This is a genomic window from Bacillus sp. RHFS10 (assembly GCF_016757475.1).
In the GTDB taxonomy this organism is placed as follows: Bacteria; Bacillota; Bacilli; order Bacillales; family Bacillaceae; genus Bacillus; species Bacillus subtilis_G.
The window spans coordinates 997,813-1,020,082 of sequence record NZ_JAESPO010000002.1 but is presented as its reverse complement, the minus strand read 5'-3'; the positions used below and the strand labels follow the sequence as shown (position 1 = coordinate 1,020,082).

Genomic DNA, 22,270 nt, shown 5'->3' with positions numbered 1-22,270 from the left:
CCCTCCTTATTTAATCATAACAGACAATAATTTTTCAGTTTTATCATCTTCTAATTTTAATTGTGACATTTCTTTTTTTATTTTCTGGAGAGATAAATGTTTCATCACCAGCAAATATTGTATAACGCCTGCTTCTGTTAATTTTTGTTTCAAAGCCTTCGTATTAATAGAAACAAATTCCTCGGGTTTTTGATATAAACTTAGTAGCTCAACTGAAGCATCATTAAATTGTTTTTTTAAGTATAAGTATGCCAATGTATTTTTTTTCTGAACAAAATCGTTATTTAAGTAAAACAAACCTTTATAATCATTATCGATCTGCGACATAATCCCAAGTTCATAAGAATAAGAAGCAACGATGGGATGGTATTTGCCGGTTGCCAGCATTACCCCCATCACACACGGCAGTGCTGTTAGCGCTCCTGATTTATTTTTAATCATTTCCAGACAGGCTTCTTCAGTTTTCGGCGCATTCACAATATCATCGTGCTGGCCTTGAATTGATTGTAATGCAAAATTCAATATCTTTTGTGAAAATTCTGGTTCATGACTAGCTTGGCACATCACTTGTATACTTAGGGTGTATAGAGCTGTAACTGCATTTAAAGCGATAGACGAGTCAATCTTCATCCATACAGCATTTCTATTATCTTTATCCTCTAAGTCATCATAAATATCGAATGAGAGTATAAGCAATTCAATTCCGGCAGCTAGCAATTCGATTGCTTTTTTGTCCTGACCGTTAAAAGCTAAATAATGATGAAGGGCCAAATCGGCAAACTCAAAAGTATCCTTAGACTCAATAAAATTCTGAAGATATCGTTCCAAGTCATGATTCATTATTTTTTGGCTAACAATCTCCTTCATTTTCTCCTTGATCCGGACAGAATCTAAACATATCTGCTCAATAACGACTTCCCCCCTCCCCTTCCATTTTACTAAATGGGCTATCCAAAGGACAGCAGGTTTTTCGTTTTTTAACAATCATATAATACTTTATCCTTTATTTGTATATGTAGAACGAAAAAAAAGACTTGTTTCCAAGTCTTTTTCACGAAATTTTCATTGCATAATTGTATTTATCGAGCTGATCAATGCTTTTGTTAATGTTTCGTAATGAATCTGTCGTTTCTTTAATATCAAGTTCGAGTCGGAATAACAATTGTTTTACTTCTTCAAGTTTCTTTTCCATCGTTTCCACACTCCTTTTTTTGAAAGATCAATGAATTGTGTATGGTGAACGAGTCCTAGGTATTTGATCTGTTACTAATAGTGTATCTGCTTTCAGGTTATTTTTCACCGAAAAGTATGCAAAAAAGTCCTGCGTGACACCGCAAATATCAATAGGTCTTTATGCTCTAATGAATCACAACGAGAACGGGACTTTATTTCTATGTGAAGGAGCGTATATTTCTGCTGGAATTGAGAAAGATTCTTACTTCCCTTGATTTGAACGCATTTCGCATTTTAACTAAGTAAGACTATAGTCCTCCGTACTGTATTTTCAAAATTGAATACGCGATTCTTGCCGTATCCTGACCGACAAACACCGAAAAGACCGCAACACTAAAGTTGTGGCCTTTCGCTTTGTCATATTCGGCGATTAGAAATCTATACATATAGAAACATCCCTTTTGAGTGAGGTGCTCCCATGAAATATCACTATCCTTGGTTTTACGCCTATCCTTATGAGATACGCCGCCCGCCTGCTCCTGACGGCAATACAGATACCTTTATCCGTTCAGCGAAGCAGGCCGCAGGAATGTTCGCGGATGCCCAGCTCGTTCTCAGCCGCATTGCGGGCTCGCGGGAGCTCTCACGCCGCATCCTGACCGCAGCCGAGCAGTCAGATAAACAATCTGTAAAGCGCCTGATCAAACAAATGGGCGTCCGGCATGAAGTGGATGCGGTCTTTAATCCCGACGGCATTTACATCAGCCTTATCGGGACGCAAAGCCGAATGATTCTTGCTTTGCGGTGGTCAGAAGACCGCAATCATTTTGCGTCCATCAGATGATGACACCACTCCAGAGCCTCAAGATAACACTCATACGCTTCTTCTTTATCCAGTTCTTTGCCTAATTCTGTATGAGTGTCCCAGTTGTTGCTTTCAATACATTTCACAAGCTCAAGCATGTGGTAGTAGTCGTTTTGATGGCCTAATAACGCTTTTCCGACTTCATCTTTTAAAGGCAATTCTTGAATAATCTCTTCTATTTCTCTATGCAGCAGAGTGTCTATGAGAGAAAACATTCCGATCAGCATATAAGAAGCAGGCTGCGGCCGGGCTGTTTTTCTCGCCAGCAGTTCACAAAGCTTTGCTCTCATCAAAGAAATCTTAATGATTTCGTGCTTGCTGGAATGCCCTTTTCTGCTTAAATCCTTAAAGGAAAGAATGTATATCCACCGTTTGATTTCATTAAATCCCAGCAGCATAATAGCCTGCTGAATGCTCTCAATTTTCTGGCTCAAACGGCTGTGGGATGAGTTTAAAAATTTTAAGATTTGATAGGACAGTGATAAATCCCGCTCTATGTACTCTGTCACACGCTTTATGTTAGGCTGCTCTTTGCTCAATTCGTTAAGCAGTTCATAGTATGAATAGAAATGAGTCGACAAATCATGCCCGCTGATGATGCGCGGCTCGCTGAAAAAATAGCCCTGAAATAATTGAAAGCCGTCTTGGGCCGCCTGTTTATATTCTTTTCTGGTCTCAACTTTTTCCGCTAAAAAGATCAAGCCTCTGCAGCCGTAGGTTTGCAAAATTTTTCTGCGTTCCATTCGGGTTGTTTTAAGAAAATCAATTTTCAATATATCAATATAGCTCATGAGCTTTTCCAGTAAGTCTTCATTTTGCGGGTTTATTGCATAAAAATCATCGAGCGCCAGCATATACCCCATTTTTTTCAGTTCTTTGCATCTTGAGATGAGGGCCGGCGTGATTGGTATATCTTCAAGGATTTCAATGACAAGCTGCTTCGGATTAAAGGAGGTGGGAAGATTCGAAAACATCAGGCTTTCCGTAAAATTAACAAAACAGCGTTTCCCTTCCGTCAGCTTCTCAATTCCGATGTTTAAAAAGCTGTTAATCACCAAATCTGCTGTTGCCTGGTCGCCGTCTTTAGCGCTATAGACATTCTCTTCGCTTTCTCTATACAGCAGTTCATAAGCAACAACCTGTTCTTTTCTATTAAAAATAGGCTGTCTTGCAACAAACACCCTCATTGATTTATCCCCCTTACACTACGCGCGGCGTTCACTCTTAAGTATATCAAATAATTTGACGAAAATTGTCTAAACATGAAAAATAATATATTCATAAAGAAAACTGGCCTCTTCGCGAACGAAAGGCCAGTTTTCTTTATTTTTCTTCAAGTTCTTCATCAAGTCTGCTTTTCACTTCGTGAATCCGTTGCATTTTATTACTCCAGCAGTCCTCGCTTAAATCAACCGGATATTCTTCCGGCTTGCTGATTCTTTTATATTCCTCCCACAGCAGGCTGAGGTTATCCTGTACATACTGCTGTATGTCTGATATCTCAGGGTTTTGGTAACAAAGAATACCCTTTTCAAAAATCAGCTCATGAAGATCCTTCGCATAAAAATTGGTGACAAATTTGCTGATGAATGTATGAACCGGGTGGAACATTCTGAGCCGCTTCTGATCATTCACCTGCTCATCATAAAGCGCAATATAGTCACCTTCAGAATGATGATTGGACTGATTGATAATACGGTACACTTTCTTTCTGCCCGGTGTCGTCACTTTTTCAGGATTAGACGAAATTTTGATCGTATCGACCAGTTCCCCGTCTTCTTCAATGGCTACAAGCTTGTAAACCGCGCCGAGAGCCGGCTGGTCATAGGCTGTAATCAGCTTCGTACCGACACCCCAGACATCAATGCGCGCTCCCTGAGCCTTTAAATTCATAATGGTATGCTCATCCAAGTCACTTGACGCAATGACTTTCGCGTCTGTAAATCCTGCTTCATCGAGCATTTTCCGGGCTTTTTTTGACAGGTACGCCAAATCGCCGCTGTCAAGGCGGATGCCAATAAAGTTGATGCGGTCTCCGAATTCCTTGGCAACCTTAATCGCATTCGGCATGCCTGAACGAAGCGTGTCATACGTGTCTACTAAGAAGACGCAATCTTTATGCGTTTCCGCGTATTTTTTGAAAGCTGTATATTCATCGCGGTAGGCCTGCACAAGCGCATGCGCATGAGTGCCGGAGACCGGGATATTAAAGCGCTTTCCGGCTCTTACATTGCTTGTCGCGCTGAAGCCGCCGATTAAGGCTGCTCTCGCTCCCCACATGGCCGCATCCATTTCATGCGCCCGTCTTGTTCCAAATTCAAGCGCGACTTCATCGCCGATGACGCCTTTAATCCGGGCAGCCTTTGTTGCGATTAATGTTTGGTAGTTCACAATGTTGAGCAAAGCCGTTTCAATCAGCTGCGCTTCTACAAGGGGGGCTTCCACCCTCATAATCGGCTCATTGTTAAAAACGAGTTCTCCTTCTTTCATGGAATAAAGTGAACCTGTAAAAGTTAAACCGCGCAAATATTCAATAAAGTCTTCATGATACCCGAGTTCTTCCTGTAAATAATTCAGGTCGCTATCCGTAAACTTGAAATTTTCCAAGTATTCGATGGCTTTTTCCAAGCCCGCAAATACCGCATAGCCATTTTCAAACGGAAGCCTTCTGAAAAAAAGCTCAAAAATTGCTTTCTTTTCATGAATGCCGTCCCTCCAGTAGGTTTCGGCCATATTGATTTGATAAAGGTCTGTATGTAATGACAGGCTGTCATCTTTAAATCCATACTCTAACACTGTTTTTCCCCTTCCTTACTCTGCCACTTGCGCTCCGATGCTGTTTGCAAAATGGGAAAGAGCCCACGTGTGCCCCTCCTGATTAAAGCTGGCAACAGCCTGTTTATGCACAACAATCCGGAACCCTTTGTTGTATGCGTCAACCGCTGTATGCAACACACAAATATCTGTGCAGACGCCGGCAAGATGCAGTTCGCCAATCTGCCGCTCTCTGAGTTTAAGCTCTAAATCAGTACCCGCAAAAGCAGAATATCTCGTTTTTTCCATGTAGTATACGTTTGGTTCATGTTCATGTTTCTGATATAGAGGCAAAAGCTTTCCGTACAGATCTTTTCCATCCGTGCCTTTAATATTATGCGGAGGAAAAAGACGGGTTTCAGGGTGATATTGATCCCCTTCATGATGAGAATCTACTGCAAATACGGCATAATCACCGTTTGTGATGAAGTCTTCAGTCAAATTGACGATCGCCTCTTCTATCATTCTGCCAGGCGCTCCGCAAGTCAATTTTCCGTCACTCGCCACAAAATCATTCGTATAATCTATACAAATAAGTGCTTTTTTCATAGCTGGCCTCCCCGCCATCAGTATGAGAACATTATATCTTATCTCCAGTTGTAAGGGAATTGCCATGAATAAAAAGACAAACGATCCGTTTGTCTCTTAAGGTTTCAGCACTGACCGGTTAAAAATGTCGTCCTGAATATATATCAATTCACGATTCACAGCGGTGTCAGCCGCAATGACAAGGCCTAGAGGCGTATGAAACTGAAGATCCGATACGATCTTGAAGTGTACTCCGTTCCGGTTCGCCATTTGGATATAAGGAGAGTAAGACTGATACTGAAGCTCTCCATTAATCAAAAGGGTGATGTTTTTGCTGTTTTTGAGCGCACGCTCCGCTTCTTCATACGGTTTGCTTCTGAGCACCTGTCCTTTCGTCAGTGCCAAAAGCGTTCTTTCCCTTAATGAGCCTAAAAACAAGTGGCGCTCGTCAGGCTTTGTTTCCAAGGGCCCATACATTCCTTGCTGCAAATAGAGATCCATTTTATCATCACTCAAAAGCTCGTCCTCCCGTCTTGTTTGTCTTCATTATCACCTGATCAGGCAGGAGTTAAACTTTCAAGGGCCGCTTACATTTCTGTTACCCAATGCATGATTTTTTTGGCCAGCTCACCTGCCGTATCTTCCTCTGTATGCCGGCGCAAAGAAGCTTCCAGCCGTTCAGGCAGAGCTGCTTTATCTTCTTCATAAGAAATGATCGTGCTCCACTCCAGCTGCGGAACCGCTACAAGCGTGTGCAGTTCTTTTCTGTTTTCATGCAGATACACGTCTGTGATCATTCCGGTTTGCGTATTGATATTCGCTTTTCTTATTTTCATAACATGACCTCTCTATTCAAAGACTACCCATATTATACAATAAAAAAGAAACAGCCTCCCCTGAAAAGGCTGTTACCCGTTAAACGAAACTGTTTCATCAATGATATCGGCATCTTTGAAGAGCGTTTTACTCGTTTGGTTATTGATGCTCACAAAATCACCGAGCTGAAACGCCCCCGAGCCCACGCCTGAGTGATCGACGCTTTTCGGCGAAATCGCAAACACATCTCCAAAACTGGCCGCCGCATCACCTGATATTGACATAATATAAATCGGACCTACAATCGCAGGCATTTCCCCACCTCCGCATTGATTTACAGCATCATATGCAAAGAGGCGCAAATGGTGCCCGCCTATTCAGCGGGCTTCGCGTTTTCTTCAAGGCGTGACCGCTGGCGCAGTTTGATGAGGCGGACAATATTCAGGAAGAATGCCTTCACTACCGCGTACACCGGCACCGCTAAAATCATGCCGAGAATGCCGCCGAAGCTCCCCGCTCCGATCAACAGTAAAATAATCGTAAGCGGATGCGTATTGAGCCGCTTTCCGATCACGAGAGGAGACAGCAGGTTCCCGTCGAGCTGCTGAACGACGACCACCACAATAATCGCGAACAGCGCTTTGGCCGGCGAGTCCATAAAACCGACAATGACAGCCGGCGCAGCACCGAGAAAAGGTCCGACATAAGGAATGATGTTGGTAATCGCCATGACAATCCCAAGAATCAGGGCGTATGGCACACCGGCGATTAAGTAGCCGATAAAACACGCTGTTCCGACAAAAAGACAGATTAACAGCTGTCCCTGAAAATAAGCCGCAAGCGTATCGGATAAATCTTTAAAAATCTTTAAGCCTTCTGTCCGATAAGAAGCCGGAAGAATTTTCACTGCCAGGTGCGGAAAGCGGTGTCCGTCTTTCAGCATATAAAAAAGGATAAATGGAACCGTGATAATAACAAGCGTGATATTTGTCACGACGCCAAAAACTGCAGATAAACTGGACGTGATATTTTGCGGCAGGTTTTGGAGAAAGCTTGTCAACGACTGTTCAATTTTTGATATTGATACATAATCCTGGTTCATCATCCAGGTAAACCATTGGGAATGGGACAAATCGTTTGTCAGCGACTGAATCTGTTTTATATAATCAGGAAGATTGTTAAACAGCCCGGTGACTTGCGACGTAATGACAGGTCCGACTGCCGCGGAAACGAAGGCCAGCAAACCGATAAATAGTAAATAGATCAATAGAATGGATAAGGTCCGCGGAATTTTTTTTTCAAGCAGGCGGACGACCGGATTAAAAATAAAATACAAAATTCCCGCTATCAGCATCGGGAAAAACAGTGTCGAGATAAAAACAATAAACGGCTGAAACACAAATGAAACCTTTGTTGCGACATAAATAATCAGCAAAACAAATAAAATCTGCAATGTCCAAAAATGGACTTTTGATTTCAACAAGCTTTGTTCCTCCTAGTTTTTCTTTGTTTGTCAGATAAAAGGGCTTATACCCATCATTGTAACAAAAATGAACTCATATCAGAACTCTTAATGTGATGAAAGGAGTGTTGGTGATGAAGGCCGTGACATACGATAAAGAGTCAGAACTGGCGTATATCCGCCTTCTTCCTCCGAATATGCGCGGGAATGTACAGTCGGAGGAGCTTAAAGTCAATGATTGTATCCTGCTGGATATCGGCCTAGACGGCAATATTGCCGGATTCGAATGTTTTGGTGAGGCAGCTTTGCTCTGTTCCCCGTTTGCCGGAACATCCCGGATATATGTAAAAGATGCAGACGGCTATCATTTTCGTGTCCGTCAACATGCTTCAGTACGTTCCAATTATACAGTGTACGGCGTTACTTTTTGTTTTTCAGATGCCCGCTATCAGGAATTTGCCGGATTTGATCTTGACGAAACGATGGACCACAGTGCGTTTTTGCAGCGCTTAACTGAAAAATAGGACGTCACGGTGTACGCCTATTTTTCATGCGCAAGCACTGTTAAACCCGCTCACTGTAATCTGGCGTGACGGAAATCATGTGCTGAATTCTGATCAAACAAACGGAATTTCGGGCTCCTTCAATTGTGATATGGTCAGGTTTTACATCGATCAGTCTGCCTCTGACCGTATCTCGTACTGTCTGTATAATGAACCTTGAGCCGATGAGCTTTTTAATGGTCTGATAGACATAAGGATCGACTAAAGAGACCAGTTGCGGACTACCTTGGTTGACCATACTTCAATCCCCTTTTTATGTTTTATCTCAGCTTATGCCGTTATTATGGATAATGACACAGGTTTTCCTGATAAAACCAAGGGGTGCGGAGACTATAGGAGAAGATGTTTGGAAGCGGGTGTAAAGGAAATGGCGGTGAAGCGGAGACAGCGAAGAAAGCTGGCGCTGTTCCGTGTATAACAAGCGGGACTTATACAGACTTTATCGTCGATGCCTGAGTTTGGTCGATTAATTGATCCAGCTTTTCTATTTTTTTACGTGCCGTTGAAGAATCAATCTGGCGGTAATGATGTCGGCCGCCCGGCTCTTCATCAAGTTCGTCCGCTTTTTTGACAATCTGCTGCAGCGTGTTTTTATCTAATTCGCCTTCAGGCAAATAGGAATCTGTATGAAGCAAAATGGCAAGAGCAATCTCTTTTGCCGCTTTCGGTTCCTCGCCAAGCCGAATCAGAAGCTTATGCGCCCGTTCCGCCCCTTTAATGGCATGAATGTCATTTCTTTTGTATTTCTCATAATCCCACTTGCCGTCTGTATACCATTCATAATGGCCGATGTCATGCAGCAGCGCCGCTTTCGCAGCTAAATCAGGGCTGATGTCAGCTTTTATAGACAGCCTGTACGCATGGTAAGCGCAGGCAATCGCATGTGCCACACCGGAGCGTTGCATATATTTTTGTGCAATTGGATGGGTGAAAACATCCATTAATGTAACCTTTCTCATGGAAACCCCTCCTTTAGATATTTTTAGAATCCTAACATAATTTGCAGAGAAACTCAATTCTTATGTCACATCATTTTGTCTGCTTATCATCATTGTTATACCCTAAAAGCAGCGTTTCAGTCAGTATATGCGGCTGCTCAACAAAACGCGCGGGCGATTGCCTTTTTAATCAAAAAAAGAGCAGAAAATGTCTGCTCTACAAAAACTCTTTTATATCGTAAATGCGTCCGTTTTCCGTCCCTTTTTCTAATAAAGAAAGAAGCGTGCCGGCAATAAAGGCCGGACTGCGAAGGCTTCCTGTTTCATTTAACTTCCGGAATCGTTCAATGTCGTGGAAATCCTTTTTAGATGAAGAACGGATGACGGCTTGCATCTCAGTGTCCATCACACCTGGTGAGAAAGAAATCATGTTCACCGGCAGTTCTCCATCCTCTTGTTCAAATCCGAATGTCCTCGTAAACATGTCAAGCCCGGCTTTTGAGCTGCAATACGCGCTCCATCCTTTGTATGGATTTTTGGCGGCGCCTGACGTAATGTTGACAACCGTCTTTTTGCCGCTGTATAAAGCAAACCGTTTTGTAAACAGCTGACTCAAAAGCACGGGCGCTGTCAGGTTCAGCTGATAATGGCGCTGCAGCTCGTCACGAGACGCTTCGCCGGCGCGTTTGATCGGCGTTACCATTCCGGCGTTATTGATCAGCGTAATACCTGAATAACGATCTGGATTGATGGATGAAAGCAATGTTTCAAATTGCTGTTCAGCTTCTTCAAGATTGATGAGGTCTATTTGATGCTGCGTCAGTTTATCATGAGAGATATCAGCTTTTGTTCTGGATAAGGCATGGACTTCATGGCCCTTCTCTAAAGCCTGTAATGCAATGGCTTTTCCCAGTCCTTTTGACGCTCCGGTGATGATATAAAGTTCCATTGGAAACCTCCTCCTCCCGTTCCTATTGTACGGTACCGCTTTTGCACAACACAAGCACGCGGCCTACACCTTTTTGTTCTCCTGCGCTGTGACTTTTGGGATGAGGAACACAATCCCTGCAATTCCGAGCAGAATCAGCACGACATACAGAATCGGAAGCAGCAGTGAAGATGTTGCTTCTTCTTCCTTTGTTTCCGTGGATGACGTCTTTGTGATCGGTTTTTCAGCAAACGTAATCCCGAGCTGTTTCGACTGGGCCGCAATCGTGTTGGATTCTTCGGCATCTGTTGATGTAAACAAACCTTTAATCAGCTCGGCGTCCTTGTCCTCCGGCTTATCAAAGGTAATATCCTTCTGTTCCTCAGGCAGTTCTGTTTTCTCTTCATAGTAGGAATCTTCATGCAAATAATTCGTATCGATTTCGATGTCTTTTTTCTCATATTGGTTTGGCGCGACATCTGTATTTTCTTCAGTTTCGGCAGCGGCGGCAGAGGGTATGAAAAGGGAAAAGGAGAGCATACAAATCATGATCCCCTTTTCCATACTGCGATTACGCTTCATATGTTTCATCGCTTTCTGCTGTTTTTTCCGCCATCAGCCGGATCACAAGCGGCAGAGCCGCGGCAATCACCGTAATGACCAGCAGAACCGTTATTCCCATTGTAAACAAGTGCCCTGTGCCGTACTGGATGTCGATAAATACTTTCGAAACAGGATCTTCAAATGTAAAGTTCGGCATAATCAAATCAATAAGCGGTGCGACGTAGAATAGAATCATCGCCGCTGAAGCAACCCATCCAGAAATTGATCCGAATCTGAATGCCGCCCGGATGAAGGCAGAGCTTGCAACCAGCAATAGAATCGTAAATACAGACCACTTGATCGTCTGATCGTCCGGCAGCGAATAAATATTCAAACCGAACAAGCTGATCATGAGTCCGACAAGGATGTTCAGAATGCCGAATAACGCTCCTTTGACGAGAAGCGGCGCGTTTTGGTAATACGAGCTGAAATAGCCGATTAACAAACTGCTGATCAATACAATGACTAGAATGACAACCGGCGGCACCGTCTGCGTTTTTTCTTCCGGAACCTCTCCGCTGATTTTAAGCGGATTCGCCAAGTAATCATATACATAGCCGTTGTTTTGCCCGTCTACTAATGTATTTCCCAGTATGCCATATACGTCACTGCGGACAAGCTTTGTGGAGGCGACATTTTTCCCCCAGTTATTGTTTAATGTGTCAGCTTTCGCCTGAACATCATTCACGCTTTGCTGCATGTTGGTTGTGTAATCAATAATGCCTGACTGGCGATCAGACAATGACCCCATCATGTCTGACATTTGCAGCACTTCCTGGCCGACCGTATCTTGGACACTCAGTGCCATTGTGCCAGACAGCCCGTCGTTACTGAACGTCGCTGCTTCTTGCGTTGTGCCTGTTACCAGCTGTTCTGACGCTTTGGCGGCGCTGTCAGAGATTTTCGTCAGTTCGTCGAGAACACCTGCTTGAGAGTCACGGATAAAGCCGCTGTACTCGTCCGCAAATTTGGTCATGCCGTCGATGAAGCTGTTAATGTCTTCATCCGTTTGCATCATATTGTTTTTGAGGTCTTCCCAGCTGGCTGATTCTTCCGGTGTGAGAGCCAGAAGTGATTTGACATTGCCCTGCTGGCCGTCAATGGCATTCGTTTTTGCCGTGCTGTCTATGGTTCCGGATAATACCGAATCATATACAGATAGATATTTATAATATCTCATTAAATCGTAGATGCTCTCTGTATTAATTTCTCCGGAGAATTGAAGCTGATCTTTATTTTCCAGCTCTCGAATTGCGCGGTAAATCCCTTCGAATTCCCGCTCCCGTTTCGCTTCGAGTCTTTTGAGTTTATCATCGAGCGTTTTCACTTGGTCTTTGAGATCATCTATTTCATCATTGAGACCGTCCATTTGCTCTTTTAGTTCTTCTAATTTCTTTTTCAGCTCTTCATTATGAGCAGTTTCTTTTTCTTTGAGCTCTTCTTCAATTTGCTTAATTCGCTCAGACGCTTTGCTAAGCTGTTCTTTTGCTTTTGCGATATCTGAAACCTCATCGTTTCCTGTTTGATCTTCGTCCTCAGGCTGCGTCGTCCCGCCGTCGCCTTCGGTATCGCCTGAATCTCCGGTTCCGTCTTCATTTGCCAGCTGGATCATTTGAAGGGCTGAGTCAGATGAAGCAGTCTGTTCGGCAGATGTGTCCGTTTCGGTTTGTCCGCTGTCTGACTCGCCGTTAGAGGCATCGCCGTTCTGCTCCTGACCATCTGTTCCCTGCTGGTCTTGATCCTGAGTATTGCCGTCCGTTTGACCGTCTGTTCCGGTATCACTATTGTTATCATCGTTTCCGGTGTCTCCCTGTGTATCGTCGGGAGTTGTGTTGGTTCCGTCATCAGGATTTTCCGGAACGTCAGTGGACGGTTCGTCAGTTCCTGGATTTTCAGTTCCCGGGTCCTCTGGCGTCGGCTCTTCTTTTTCAGGTTCCTTTAGATTATCTGAAATGTCCTGAATGTCAGCGGCGATGCTTTTCAGTTCTTCACGCTGTTTTTCAAGATCGATTTTCAGTTCTTCAGGATCCTCTTCCTTCGGTTCTTTATCTTGATCATCATTGTCAGAGCCATCGTCTACGACTGGGTCGTCCCCTTTTGCAACTGTCAGTGCCTGACGCGCTGGTACAAGCAGCTCATAAACCTGGTTTAATGCTGTCTGTCTTGATGCGATCTGGTATTGATTAATTAAATCACTTTGTATCTTCGCCATGCCAAACTCCTGCTGAGGAACTTGCCCCTCCCTAAGTTGCTGGGCATTTGCCAACACTGTACTTGTTTGTGCAAGCTGTGTTTTCGCTTGGCTGATTCCTGTTGCCAGTCCGCTCATGCGTTCGCTGAACTGATTGGCCTTTTGCTGCGCTGAAATGGCATCCAGGCCTGTCTGGATTTGCTGGTGAGTAGAATCCTGGGCTGCCAAAAGCAGCTTTTTCTGATTTTCTTGATATTCTTTGTATCTTTCAACGGTATCAACGAAATCTTTCAGCGTGTTTTTGGCTTCTTCCGCTGTTGAAGCTTTTTCTTTTGTTGTGCCTTGCGCTTCATTCATTGATTTTTTCAGCTCATCGATTAAGTCTTTTTGCTGTTTGATTTCACCTGCTAAATCATTTGAGCTAGGTTTGTAAAAGTTGTACATGACATTTTGAAATTCAGATTCTTTATTGACGATATTGTCAAATTCTCCTCTGATGTTGTCCACTTTTTGTGAAACAAAATTCCAATATAAAGCCGACATTTTTTTATTCATTGTCTTTTGCGCATCTTCAAGCTCGCGCTGCACTTTTTCTTTGTTGACCGCATTCAGGTTATCTTGAATGCTGAATTCGAGTGTTGCTTTTTGAGGATGATCTTTGTCATAACTCAAAATGTTTTTTGAGAAATCTGAGGGAATGTAGACGATCGCATCGTATTTCTTTGATGCGAGACCTGTCTCGGCCGCGCTTCGGTTTAGGACCGTCCACGAATAATCAGGGCGTTCTCCCAGAACGGCAGCTACTTCTTTGCCGAACTGGGCGGAACTGTCCTCTTCATCAGACTTCACCTCTTCACTCAATACGCCTGTGTCTTCGTTCACCACCGCGATTTGCCGCGTTGAATTGGCTACTTTTTTCGCCGGGTCTTCTCCGATAAAACGGAAAAACAAAACCGGCAGCAGCAAAACGATGATGACGGCGGATATTAACTTGATCAAGCTTTTTCGTTGTTCTGTCATCTAGCACTCTCCCTTTCAGCAGAACATAAAGGAATTTGAACTTTTTGCTCCTTCCCGTTTTCCACAACATATCCGAAGCCCGGCTGAATCTCAGGCTCCTGTCTTTGGTACGGGAGAGGAATGACATTTTGTTCAGATTTTTTCATCAGCAGAATGGCGTGGCGGATTTGCTTCATCTCTGTCGTCAAGGAGTCATAGCCTTTTGAGAATTCACTGTGATTTCCGCCCGGGATAAAGCTGAAGCCAAGATGCGCGTATGATTTCATGAAGTTTGCCAGACGGTCTTGTATTCTCGTATCAATCGTCTGTTGGAATCTCGTAATTCCGTCAATCATCAGCACCACTTGTGAGAATTGCAGATTTTGCGCGTCTCCCTGACGGACGGCTTCTACATACATGGCTTCTCTTGTTTTGAAAATGCCTTCTGCTGTTTCGATCCACTGTTCAATATCTTCTTTCGTTTCCAAGTATGAGACATCCGATTCCTTCGCATAATGGGATAAGCCGCGGTCAATCGAGTCAAACAGGCCGATCATTTCGGTTTCATCATCAATCAGATGTTCAAGCATAACTTTTAAGACGTTTGTTTTCCCGCGCTGGGTCTGGCCTAAAATCATGCAGTGCTTATGCTTGCCCAAATCAAAATAGACTGGGCTGACTGTTTCTTCATGAAGCCCGATCGGTACAGATAACGGCTTGCGTTCCAGCTTGAAGCGGAGAGAAAATTCTTTCGTCGACAGGCTCTCAGGCAGCATCGGAATTGGTGCCGGCTGCTCCAGTGAAGCAAAACGGTCCTGAAGATTCTGAACGTCTGCTTTCAGCCCGTTGAACATGCCGATATCATCGTCCGCTTCAACAGGGAGGAACATTTGTGCGAAATAAAGCTCTTCCTTTTGGATGATGACGCGTCCCGGAATCGGTTCAAGATTGAACTTCGGCCGTCCATAAATCGAATATCCCTCAGATTGATCCATGAGATAATGGACAACCTTGGTTTTCAGGTTATTTAACAATGACTGGCGGACAGCATTAACCCGCGTTGCTGTCATCATGAAGTAAATGCCTAAGCTCTGTCCGTCTCTGGAAAGCTGGACAAACTCCGCTTCAAGCTCATGCATTTCATCCTTGACGATGTCAAAGTTATCAATGGTGATGAAAATGAACGGAAGCTCTTCTTCGCTCAGCGCATTGTACATTTTAATGTGGCTGATTTCTTTTTCCCTGAACAGACGTTTACGGCGGTCAATTTCTTCCTTGATTCGAATCATGAACTTTTCAATTTTTCGTGATTGGTCCATCAGGAAGTAATCCGCGGTATGCGGCAGCTTCGCTAATGGCAGAAGCGTTCCGTTTCCGAAATCAAAGATATAGACATGAAGCTCTTCAGGTGTGTATACGTCCGCAAAGCTCATCAGGAACGTTGCGGCTGCAATCGATTTTCCGTAGCCGGAAGAGCCAAATATGCCGATATTTCCGTCTTCCATCATCTTATAAGCAATTGGCGCCTGTCTTTGCAGATCAGGTTCATCAACATACGCAAAGTGGAAATGATCTTTTTCGTCTGAAGGGAAAAGAGTGCGCGGGATACGTTCCGCGAGCGGCGGCAGCCATGGACTTGACAGCTTCTCGATTCCCATTTCATCTTGGATGCGTTCAATTTCATCAACTATAGCTTCGATTTCTGTTTGAACGTCTTTTTTCGCGATATCTTCGGTATCCACTTCAGAAAGCGGGATCAGACCCGTATCCGTGACGATCGCGATTTCGTCCTCTGTGCCGTAGACTTCCTCTAAGTAAGGCGCGCCGCTCCAAGCGGATTGGAACAGCTCATACACTTCATTGTTGCCGACCTGCAAATACCCGCGTCCTGTAACGGTAATGTTTGCGGCATCGCTGTTTTTCAAAATTTCTTTACTGTCGGTGGCATCCTGAACCTTCAGCGCTACTTTAAAACGCGAGTTACTCCAGATCTGGTCATCAATGATGCCGCCCGGCTTCTGTGTCGCCAAAATCAAATGAACGCCGAGACTTCGCCCGATACGCGCGGCACTGACAAGCTCCCTGATAAAATCAGGCTCCTCGCTTTTCAGCTCGGCGAACTCATCAGAAATTAAGAACAAGTGAGGCATTGCCACTTCTGCTTTCCCCTGCTTGTACAGCTTTGTATAGTCATTGATGTGATTGACTTGATACTGATCAAACAGGCGCTGTCTTTTTTTCAGCTCGCTTTTAATCGAAGCGAGCGCACGCATACTGAAGTTTTTGCTTCCTTCAATATTCGTGATGGTGCCGAGCAAATGAGGAATGTTGCGAAACGGCTGCGCCATTCCTCCGCCCTTATAGTCAATTAATAAAAAAGCCGCTTCATGCGGGTGAAAATGCACCGCAAGTGACAAAATGTAGGTCTGGAGAAATTCACTTTTTCCTGACCCCGTTGTCCCCGCAAGCAGCCCGTGCGGACCGTGGGCTTTTTCGTGAAGGTTCAGATACACAATGTCATCTTTCCCCTTATAGCCGATCGGCACTGACAGCGACTTCGCCGATTCACTCGTCTGCCATTTTTGCTGAATGCCGACTTCCTTTACTTCCTTCGCATGGAAAAGCTCCAGGAACGATACCGTTTCCGGAATGGAATTCGTAATGCCGACCTGGTGATTCAGCGTCCGCAGCGTGCGTGAGAACCGTTCGTTGTCCCCGCGCTGATGATGATCGAGGCGGAACGGAATCCTTACCGCTTTTTTCTTTTGTATTAAAATGTCCCCTTCATGCTCATTGATGTAGCGGACAAGAGTCGTAATATTTTCCGACAAGCTTTCCTTTGTTTCCGCGGCAACAATTGTAGAGATGCCCAGATGTTCATGCTGTCCTTCTAAATATTCGAGAATGACGTGCTCTGAGATCAGCTGCTGATTCGTGATGACAAATACAAAATGCGGTTTGAACTGCAATTTTTCTTTGTCATCTTCGAGATCGCGCTCTCTGATCAATTCATAAAGTGAAGACAGGAGCTGATCTCGGGTTTGCTCATTATAAATAAATCCTTTCGCATAAATATGGGGCATTTGAAATTGCGGCAGCCACTTCATCCACTCCCAGTCTTTATACTCTTCTTCATGAAAAATAAATACGAAACGCAAATCGTGATAGCTGTTGAAGAACGACAATTGTCCGATCAGCTGGTGAATCTCATTTTTCACAATTTGTGCTTTACCGACAAGCCCCATCGGACCTTCCGCCAAATCGACCGTAACCGGCGCATTGCGAATATCCTTATAGATACGCTGCATGTGCTGCGATTTCTCCATGAGGTCGTCGATATCACGATTGGCCAAGTCTCCGCCGCTCATATTGATTTCATAGCTTGAAGGGACTGTTCCCGTCCCAATCCGCAGCTGGAGATAATCCTTGCTTTCAAGTGATTTTTCCCAGATCCGGTCACTGATTTCACTTGTTAAGTATTTCATTTGTTCAAACGAAGGGAAATGAAACTCAAGAACCTGCTTTTGCTTTTCAGAAAGCGCCTGAAGTTCTTTCCGCTTGTTGTCTAAGTAAAGCTTATACACACGTTCCCGTTTTTCCTCGCGTTTTTTCCGTTGGTTTTTATCGCGGAAATATTGCACCGTCGAGGTAATGAGGGTCATCATAAACATCGCCAGAGAAACGAGGATGAATATGCCGCGCGGCTGGATGATGGCGACAACGCCCATCACGATCAGCATCACAAGCGGCGGCAGGATGACAAGCCACAGACCTCTGTTGGTTTGATCGCTCTCTTGAGAGGGAAAACTGAAGGACACGCGGTCATCCGGCAGGTCGTACACCATTCGCGGCGTTCTTCTGTACTGCGGATATTTTTTCTGCATCTCTGTGCTCGGTTTGACCGTTTCTGTTAATGCTGTTTCAAACGGTGCAAAATGAACAACTTCTAAAAGGTCTTGTTCCGTCACTCTCATTTGCGTAAAGTTCCAGAAGATTTCATCTCCCGGCTGGAGCGGTGTATTGGTGTTAATCTTCTCTCCGTTCAAGAAGACCGTCCCGCTATCAGGTTGAACCGACCAGCTTTGACCGACACGAAGCAACGAAAACGTGCTTTGTTCTGCAAAAGCAAAATCTTGCGGATTCAGATAAATATCTGCATTCGGGTTTTCTAAAGAACATATGATTTCATCCCGATTCCCCGTAAAATAAACGGTTTTCTCCGGCTCATTGCCCGTCAAGATCAAGCGTATATCCTGCTGATCCGTTTGAAGAGAAAATGATGTATCCGGCTCAATCACGCCGAGACCATCATTTCCCAGAAAAACTTCGTATTGGCCTTCAGATTCCTTTCTTTGAAGAGAAATCACTCCGCTTTCAAACGGAATGGTGCCGATCGTAATGGAATCCTTCACATCAGGCCCAATGGTCGCCGGATGGGACGACGGGAGGTCAGACAGTTTCAGTTTTTGAACGTTATTTTGGTAAAAAACCCATAATAGACTCAAATGGCGAACCCCCTAACGGCCAAACGGCAGCATCCGATGACCCGCGCTTCATGTCTCACGTTATTTGTCATCTTTTTTCTCATCTTTCTTTTCTGTTTCTTTTTCTTTCTTCGCTTGTTCTTCTTTTGTCGCTTTTTCTTCTGCCGCTTTCTCTTCAGCTTGTTGTTTTTCTTTGTCTGTTTGTGTTTGTTGTTCGGTTGTACCAGTTGTTGAAGACTCAGTGTTCGATTCTTTTTTCTGTTCAGCGTTAGCTTTATTCACTTTATCAAGTTCGCTGTCTACAGAATCAAGTTCTTTTTGAGTTGCTTCATCATTACTATCCTCAGCTAAGAGCTGCTGTTTATATTTATAAAGGCCAAGCCAAATGTATGGGTTATACTCGAGCTTATGTCCAATACTGATCGCTTCTTTATAATCCCCTCTGCCAATATCAATCCAATAAAGGAAATGCTGCGGTTCAGATTGCAATGTCACCAGCTTCTCAATATTATCTCGTTGATAATCTAAAAGCTGTTTTTCAATTTCTACATAGGAATAAGCAAGCTGATACTGCACCGATTCCGGCAGGCTTTCCGCATCGTACTTCGACAGCGTGCTGATCACCTCACTGTACTGCTTGTTTAAGAAAGCACGGTTGCTGTCCACTATCGCCTGGTGCTTTGGCTGCGCGAAAAATAAGGCGTACATCGAATAAATAAGAGCCGGTACCAGCAAAACAATGAGTCCCAGGCCGATGTATCGCTGGATGTTCCACTTCTTTCTCGGGATATGTATGTATGTTTTCGCTTTGGCTTCGAGCTCATCGATATGGGTTTGAATCAGCTCGAGCAGGTCATCATAGGACGCCGCATCCAATATCGCCTTAGCCTCTGCGGAGAACGTCAGCGTTTCATTGAATTTCAGGTATTCTTCAAATGCAAAAGCGCCGTCAACTGCCAAAGCCGCTGCCGCTTTCAGCTCCCGCCACACTCTTTCCTCATCATGCTCGTAAGGAGGAATGCTTTCTTTTACTCCATAATGGAGAAAATAAGGCGTCAGCCCTTTATCGAATACAATGTTTTCAGGAGCGACAATCACATTCAGCCTCGACAGATTGTGCTGCTGTATAGCTTGGACAAGCTGATAGGCAAACTGCCATTTGCTTTTTTTATCTTTAGCTTTCATGAAGCGGAATGCTTTATAGGAGGGAGGAGGTTGGATTGTGATGATTACTTCATCATCCGTCACATCGATCTCTTTATGAAAAAATGGATTTACATCTTTGATCACGTTGGCTTCGAGACCGTCCAGAAGCTTTATTGTTTCCCGCTGAAAGGTAAATGTATAGCCGGCATCTGTTTTCTCGGCAACAGCTTCTAATTGGTTTTCTAAATATGATTTTTGTTTACCTGACATTCAACCAGATCCTTTCATAATATTTCAAGCCGGTCTCCGTTTGTAATGCCGCAATCAGACAGCTTGCATTCTCCGGAAAACACCGTATCCTTATTAACCACTCTGATCCAGTGCCCTTCGCGCGGAGGTATAGCTACGCTTTGAGCCTGCCAAGCAATATCAATTACTTTTTTCACCGGGTGGTAATCTGACAATCTGAGATCAAAGACACTGCCGTTATAATGTTTCAAATCTATTGTAATATCAATATACATTTTAGGATCACCCTTACATAGAAAGAGCGCCGTCTTCTGGTGAATCAGGCGCTCCTTCCCTTTCATACTGTTATCCGCGGATTTGATTTGCGATGTCTTGGTCAGTAGACTCAAGTGTATTTGCTGTTTGATCAAGCTGCTGATTCACATCTTGAAGCAAATCTGACATTTTGATAAATGAAGGTTTGAGCTGCTCGTATTGATCTGCGAACGCTTCGCTTGAAGCACCTTCCCACATGCTTTTCAAATCAGAGATCATACGGTTTAAACGATCAACCTGATTTAATACTTCTTGGCTTTCGACGCCGTATTGCTTCGCCATCGCTCTTAGCTCTTCGGGTGTGACACGAATTAATCCTGCCATATTCCTCATTACCTCCTGTGCCATCAGCCTAAATATGGGCTAATTCACTTATTTTTAGAACGTCATTATTATAAAAACAGTTTTTCGGCACAGTCAAACAAATATGTTTTAATTTTACAAAATGAGTCCAATGGTTTATCCCGGATCACTTAAAAATGACATATATTGTTAAACAAGTAGGTTCATTTTCTTAATCTTCTCTTCATTCTTCGAATAATCCAAAAGACCCAAATGATTCTCCAACTCCCAAAAAAAACCTTTCAGAAAATTTGATGCTACAGCACCATTTCTGAAAGGTTGAGTTTTTTCTTTCCTTAATCCTCGCCTCCGATGACCTTCTTAAAAGAATAAACTTTCACATCATATAAGGCGCAAAACTGCAGGCGATTACTCTGCCAATCATATATAAGACGTTTCTCTAGTATGCCTTTTACTTTATTGTTTGGCTTCCGCTCTTTGTTGTTGATTTTCACAAACAACAACAATCATAATAAAAGGTAGATAATGAGATGTCAAAGAGAAATCAAGCATGAAAAGTAGGGAGATTTGTGACCATGCCGAATGATCCGTTTAAATACAGTTTTGACAGACTTGAAGATGTGGCTGATCATATCAGCGACGTGCTGCGGTGCCCGATCACCATAGAGGATGTTAACCACAAGCTTCTTGCCTACAGCACACACAGCGACTGCACAGACCCTGCCCGGACGTCTACTATCATTGGCAGAAGAGTACCTGAGAAGGTCATTAATAAGTTGTGGAAAGACGGGACGATTCCAGCTCTCTTAAAAACGGACCAGCCGATCAGAGTAAAGCAAATAGATGATGTCGGGCTAAGCAATCGTGTTGCCATTTCGATTTGGAAAAACAGCCAAGTGCTTGGCTTCATATGGGCGCTTGAGATCCAAAAAACATTGTCTGACGATGATCTGATGACGTTGCAAATGGCGGCAAAAGCAGTGAGAAACAAGCTTCTCAAGCTCCAAATCAGAAAAACGAAAAATGAAGAACGAAGCCAAGAGTTTTTCTGGAAAATGCTGACCGGACACATTCATCAGGAACATGACATGGCGGATGGATTTCACAAGCTTGGAATGGTTGCCCCTTCTGAGTTTTCCGTGATGATCATCCGGATAAACAGCGAACTGACGGAAAAAATCGAACAGCAGCTGCAATATTTGCAGGAAACGACCCAGCAGGTTCACGTGCTGCTGACGACCGTAGATTCCAATGAACTCATTATTTTAACCGCTCCCAAAACAGAACACCCTTTTCAAGATTTAAAACAGTTTGCTTTGAGTACACAAAAACAGCTGAAGGAACGTTATAAAATAGAAGGCGCTTCTATCGCTATTGGCGGAATATACAACTCTATTTCATTTGTCTCCCGCTCGTATCTGGAAGCATTGTCCGTTCTAAAAGCGAAGGAACGGTTCGCAGAAGAGACCCAACATTTTTTCAGCTTTTCTGAGCTAGGCATTTATCAATACTTGGATGTCTTAGATGAGAAACGGAAGCAGACGGGATATTTTAATTATTCGCTATCCAAACTGGAACAGTATGACCGGAATCACCAGTCAAATATGGTAGAAACGCTCGAACGTTTTATTGAAGCTGACAGCAACGTGAATACCGCTGCCAAGGTGTTAAATATACATGTTAATACATTGAATTACCGCCTCAAGCGTATCAGCCAGATCGCTGAAATCGATTTGAAAAATGTAAATCAAAAATTCACCATCTATTTAGATATTAAGCTTCGGCACATGGATTTGTGAAATTTCACAAATCCATGTTTTTTTATTTTCTTATTCAAACAAAGAATTTTCTAAAGAATCATTCTACACTAAAAACATCACGTATACAGGAGGA

General features: G+C 43.7%; 22 protein-coding genes. 3 read left to right on the top strand and 19 right to left on the bottom strand.

Going from position 1 to position 22,270, the window contains the following annotated elements; translation table 11 throughout:
• Positions 1-6 precede the first annotated feature (6 nt).
• The 3 genes from JMN17_RS11845 to JMN17_RS11835 form a co-directional block, all read right to left on the bottom strand.
• Positions 7-867, bottom strand: coding sequence for a polyprenyl synthetase family protein (locus JMN17_RS11845; protein WP_087993340.1), 861 nt, complete (start codon positions 865-867; stop codon positions 7-9).
• Between the two features lie 184 nt (positions 868-1,051).
• On the bottom strand, positions 1,052-1,192 hold the full coding sequence (gene degQ, locus JMN17_RS11840) for a degradation enzyme regulation protein DegQ (RefSeq protein WP_003220708.1): 141 nt from the start codon (positions 1,190-1,192) through the stop codon (positions 1,052-1,054).
• A gap of 289 nt (positions 1,193-1,481) precedes the next feature.
• A complete protein-coding gene (locus tag JMN17_RS11835) occupies positions 1,482-1,619 on the bottom strand; it encodes a hypothetical protein (protein ID WP_176365307.1) in 138 nt (45 codons plus the stop codon).
• Between the two features lie 32 nt (positions 1,620-1,651).
• Here JMN17_RS11835 and JMN17_RS11830 point away from each other — a divergent pair, with 32 nt between their 5' ends.
• Positions 1,652-2,017, top strand: coding sequence for a hypothetical protein (locus tag JMN17_RS11830; RefSeq protein WP_087993278.1), 366 nt, complete (start codon positions 1,652-1,654; stop codon positions 2,015-2,017).
• On the opposite strand, the gene pdeH is transcribed toward JMN17_RS11830, so the two are convergent.
• The 7 genes from pdeH to JMN17_RS11795 form a co-directional block, all read right to left on the bottom strand.
• On the bottom strand, positions 1,996-3,225 hold the full coding sequence (gene pdeH / locus JMN17_RS11825; RefSeq protein WP_087993279.1) for a cyclic di-GMP phosphodiesterase: 1,230 nt from the start codon (positions 3,223-3,225) through the stop codon (positions 1,996-1,998). The genes JMN17_RS11830 and pdeH overlap by 22 nt on opposite strands.
• 136 nt (positions 3,226-3,361) lie before the next feature.
• Complete coding sequence (locus JMN17_RS11820) at positions 3,362-4,834, bottom strand: nicotinate phosphoribosyltransferase (RefSeq protein WP_202328142.1); 1,473 nt, start codon at positions 4,832-4,834, stop codon at positions 3,362-3,364.
• Between the two features lie 15 nt (positions 4,835-4,849).
• Positions 4,850-5,401, bottom strand: coding sequence for a cysteine hydrolase family protein (locus JMN17_RS11815; protein ID WP_202328141.1), 552 nt, complete (start codon positions 5,399-5,401; stop codon positions 4,850-4,852).
• Positions 5,402-5,497: 96 nt separating this feature from the next.
• Positions 5,498-5,896: a YueI family protein gene (locus tag JMN17_RS11810; RefSeq protein ID WP_202328140.1), complete on the bottom strand. Its 399-nt coding sequence runs from the start codon at positions 5,894-5,896 to the stop codon at positions 5,498-5,500.
• Between the two features lie 71 nt (positions 5,897-5,967).
• Entirely contained in the window at positions 5,968-6,216 is a 249-nt protein-coding gene (locus JMN17_RS11805; RefSeq protein WP_202328139.1) for a YueH family protein, read from the bottom strand.
• A gap of 72 nt (positions 6,217-6,288) precedes the next feature.
• The gene (locus JMN17_RS11800; protein WP_087993284.1) at positions 6,289-6,510 is read right to left on the bottom strand and encodes a spore germination protein; all 222 of its coding nucleotides are present in this window, start codon (positions 6,508-6,510) and stop codon (positions 6,289-6,291) included.
• A gap of 59 nt (positions 6,511-6,569) precedes the next feature.
• Complete coding sequence (locus JMN17_RS11795; protein ID WP_148963972.1) at positions 6,570-7,679, bottom strand: AI-2E family transporter; 1,110 nt, start codon at positions 7,677-7,679, stop codon at positions 6,570-6,572.
• 113 nt (positions 7,680-7,792) lie between these two features.
• Between JMN17_RS11795 and JMN17_RS11790 the strand changes: the two genes are divergently transcribed.
• Positions 7,793-8,182, top strand: coding sequence for a DUF2283 domain-containing protein (locus JMN17_RS11790; RefSeq protein WP_202328138.1), 390 nt, complete (start codon positions 7,793-7,795; stop codon positions 8,180-8,182).
• A 40-nt stretch (positions 8,183-8,222) separates the two neighbouring features.
• On the opposite strand, the gene JMN17_RS11785 is transcribed toward JMN17_RS11790, so the two are convergent.
• The 9 genes from JMN17_RS11785 to JMN17_RS11745 form a co-directional block, all read right to left on the bottom strand.
• Positions 8,223-8,459 (bottom strand): YuzF family protein, encoded by a 237-nt coding sequence (locus JMN17_RS11785; protein WP_087993285.1) that lies wholly within the window; start codon positions 8,457-8,459, stop codon positions 8,223-8,225.
• A gap of 190 nt (positions 8,460-8,649) precedes the next feature.
• Positions 8,650-9,180: an HD domain-containing protein gene (locus JMN17_RS11780; protein ID WP_202328137.1), complete on the bottom strand. Its 531-nt coding sequence runs from the start codon at positions 9,178-9,180 to the stop codon at positions 8,650-8,652.
• A gap of 196 nt (positions 9,181-9,376) precedes the next feature.
• A complete protein-coding gene (locus JMN17_RS11775; protein ID WP_087993287.1) occupies positions 9,377-10,108 on the bottom strand; it encodes a (S)-benzoin forming benzil reductase in 732 nt (243 codons plus the stop codon).
• A gap of 63 nt (positions 10,109-10,171) precedes the next feature.
• Positions 10,172-10,627, bottom strand: a complete 456-nt coding sequence (gene essA, locus JMN17_RS11770) for a type VII secretion protein EssA (RefSeq protein ID WP_087993288.1) — start codon at positions 10,625-10,627, stop codon at positions 10,172-10,174.
• 31 nt (positions 10,628-10,658) lie between these two features.
• Positions 10,659-13,901: a type VII secretion protein EsaA gene (gene esaA, locus JMN17_RS11765; RefSeq protein WP_202328136.1), complete on the bottom strand. Its 3,243-nt coding sequence runs from the start codon at positions 13,899-13,901 to the stop codon at positions 10,659-10,661.
• Positions 13,898-18,385, bottom strand: coding sequence for a type VII secretion protein EssC (gene essC / locus JMN17_RS11760; RefSeq protein ID WP_202328135.1), 4,488 nt, complete (start codon positions 18,383-18,385; stop codon positions 13,898-13,900). The genes esaA and essC overlap by 4 nt, the downstream gene beginning before the upstream one ends.
• 60 nt (positions 18,386-18,445) lie before the next feature.
• Complete coding sequence (gene essB / locus JMN17_RS11755) at positions 18,446-19,780, bottom strand: type VII secretion protein EssB (RefSeq protein WP_202328134.1); 1,335 nt, start codon at positions 19,778-19,780, stop codon at positions 18,446-18,448.
• 14 nt (positions 19,781-19,794) lie between these two features.
• On the bottom strand, positions 19,795-20,034 hold the full coding sequence (gene yukD, locus JMN17_RS11750; protein WP_010329928.1) for an ESX secretion system protein YukD: 240 nt from the start codon (positions 20,032-20,034) through the stop codon (positions 19,795-19,797).
• A 70-nt stretch (positions 20,035-20,104) separates the two neighbouring features.
• Positions 20,105-20,398 carry a WXG100 family type VII secretion target gene (locus tag JMN17_RS11745; RefSeq protein WP_003220661.1) on the bottom strand — a complete coding sequence of 98 codons (294 nt, stop codon included), beginning with the start codon at positions 20,396-20,398 and terminating at the stop codon, positions 20,105-20,107.
• A 554-nt stretch (positions 20,399-20,952) separates the two neighbouring features.
• Between JMN17_RS11745 and JMN17_RS11740 the strand changes: the two genes are divergently transcribed.
• Positions 20,953-22,176, top strand: a complete 1,224-nt coding sequence (locus tag JMN17_RS11740) for a helix-turn-helix domain-containing protein (RefSeq protein ID WP_202328133.1) — start codon at positions 20,953-20,955, stop codon at positions 22,174-22,176.
• Positions 22,177-22,270 lie beyond the last annotated feature (94 nt).

Bases quoted from the DNA above. Each gene is read 5' to 3' on its own strand.
- yukD (WP_010329928.1), bottom strand. From the start codon at position 20,034: ATGTATATTGATATTACAATAGATTTGAAACATTATAACGGCAGTGTC.
- JMN17_RS11800 (WP_087993284.1), bottom strand. From the start codon at position 6,510: ATGCCTGCGATTGTAGGTCCGATTTATATTATGTCAATATCAGGTGAT.
- JMN17_RS11790 (WP_202328138.1), top strand. From the start codon at position 7,793: ATGAAGGCCGTGACATACGATAAAGAGTCAGAACTGGCGTATATCCGC.
- JMN17_RS11745 (WP_003220661.1), bottom strand. From the start codon at position 20,398: ATGGCAGGATTAATTCGTGTCACACCCGAAGAGCTAAGAGCGATGGCG.
- JMN17_RS11830 (WP_087993278.1), top strand. From the start codon at position 1,652: ATGAAATATCACTATCCTTGGTTTTACGCCTATCCTTATGAGATACGC.
- JMN17_RS11785 (WP_087993285.1), bottom strand. From the start codon at position 8,459: ATGGTCAACCAAGGTAGTCCGCAACTGGTCTCTTTAGTCGATCCTTAT.
- JMN17_RS11815 (WP_202328141.1), bottom strand. From the start codon at position 5,401: ATGAAAAAAGCACTTATTTGTATAGATTATACGAATGATTTTGTGGCG.
- JMN17_RS11740 (WP_202328133.1), top strand. From the start codon at position 20,953: ATGCCGAATGATCCGTTTAAATACAGTTTTGACAGACTTGAAGATGTG.
- essB (WP_202328134.1), bottom strand. From the start codon at position 19,780: ATGTCAGGTAAACAAAAATCATATTTAGAAAACCAATTAGAAGCTGTT.
- JMN17_RS11780 (WP_202328137.1), bottom strand. From the start codon at position 9,180: ATGAGAAAGGTTACATTAATGGATGTTTTCACCCATCCAATTGCACAA.
- JMN17_RS11775 (WP_087993287.1), bottom strand. From the start codon at position 10,108: ATGGAACTTTATATCATCACCGGAGCGTCAAAAGGACTGGGAAAAGCC.
- pdeH (WP_087993279.1), bottom strand. From the start codon at position 3,225: ATGAGGGTGTTTGTTGCAAGACAGCCTATTTTTAATAGAAAAGAACAG.
- essA (WP_087993288.1), bottom strand. From the start codon at position 10,627: ATGCTCTCCTTTTCCCTTTTCATACCCTCTGCCGCCGCTGCCGAAACT.
- JMN17_RS11845 (WP_087993340.1), bottom strand. From the start codon at position 867: ATGAAGGAGATTGTTAGCCAAAAAATAATGAATCATGACTTGGAACGA.
- degQ (WP_003220708.1), bottom strand. From the start codon at position 1,192: ATGGAAAAGAAACTTGAAGAAGTAAAACAATTGTTATTCCGACTCGAA.
- JMN17_RS11805 (WP_202328139.1), bottom strand. From the start codon at position 6,216: ATGAAAATAAGAAAAGCGAATATCAATACGCAAACCGGAATGATCACA.
- JMN17_RS11835 (WP_176365307.1), bottom strand. From the start codon at position 1,619: ATGTATAGATTTCTAATCGCCGAATATGACAAAGCGAAAGGCCACAAC.
- esaA (WP_202328136.1), bottom strand. From the start codon at position 13,901: ATGACAGAACAACGAAAAAGCTTGATCAAGTTAATATCCGCCGTCATC.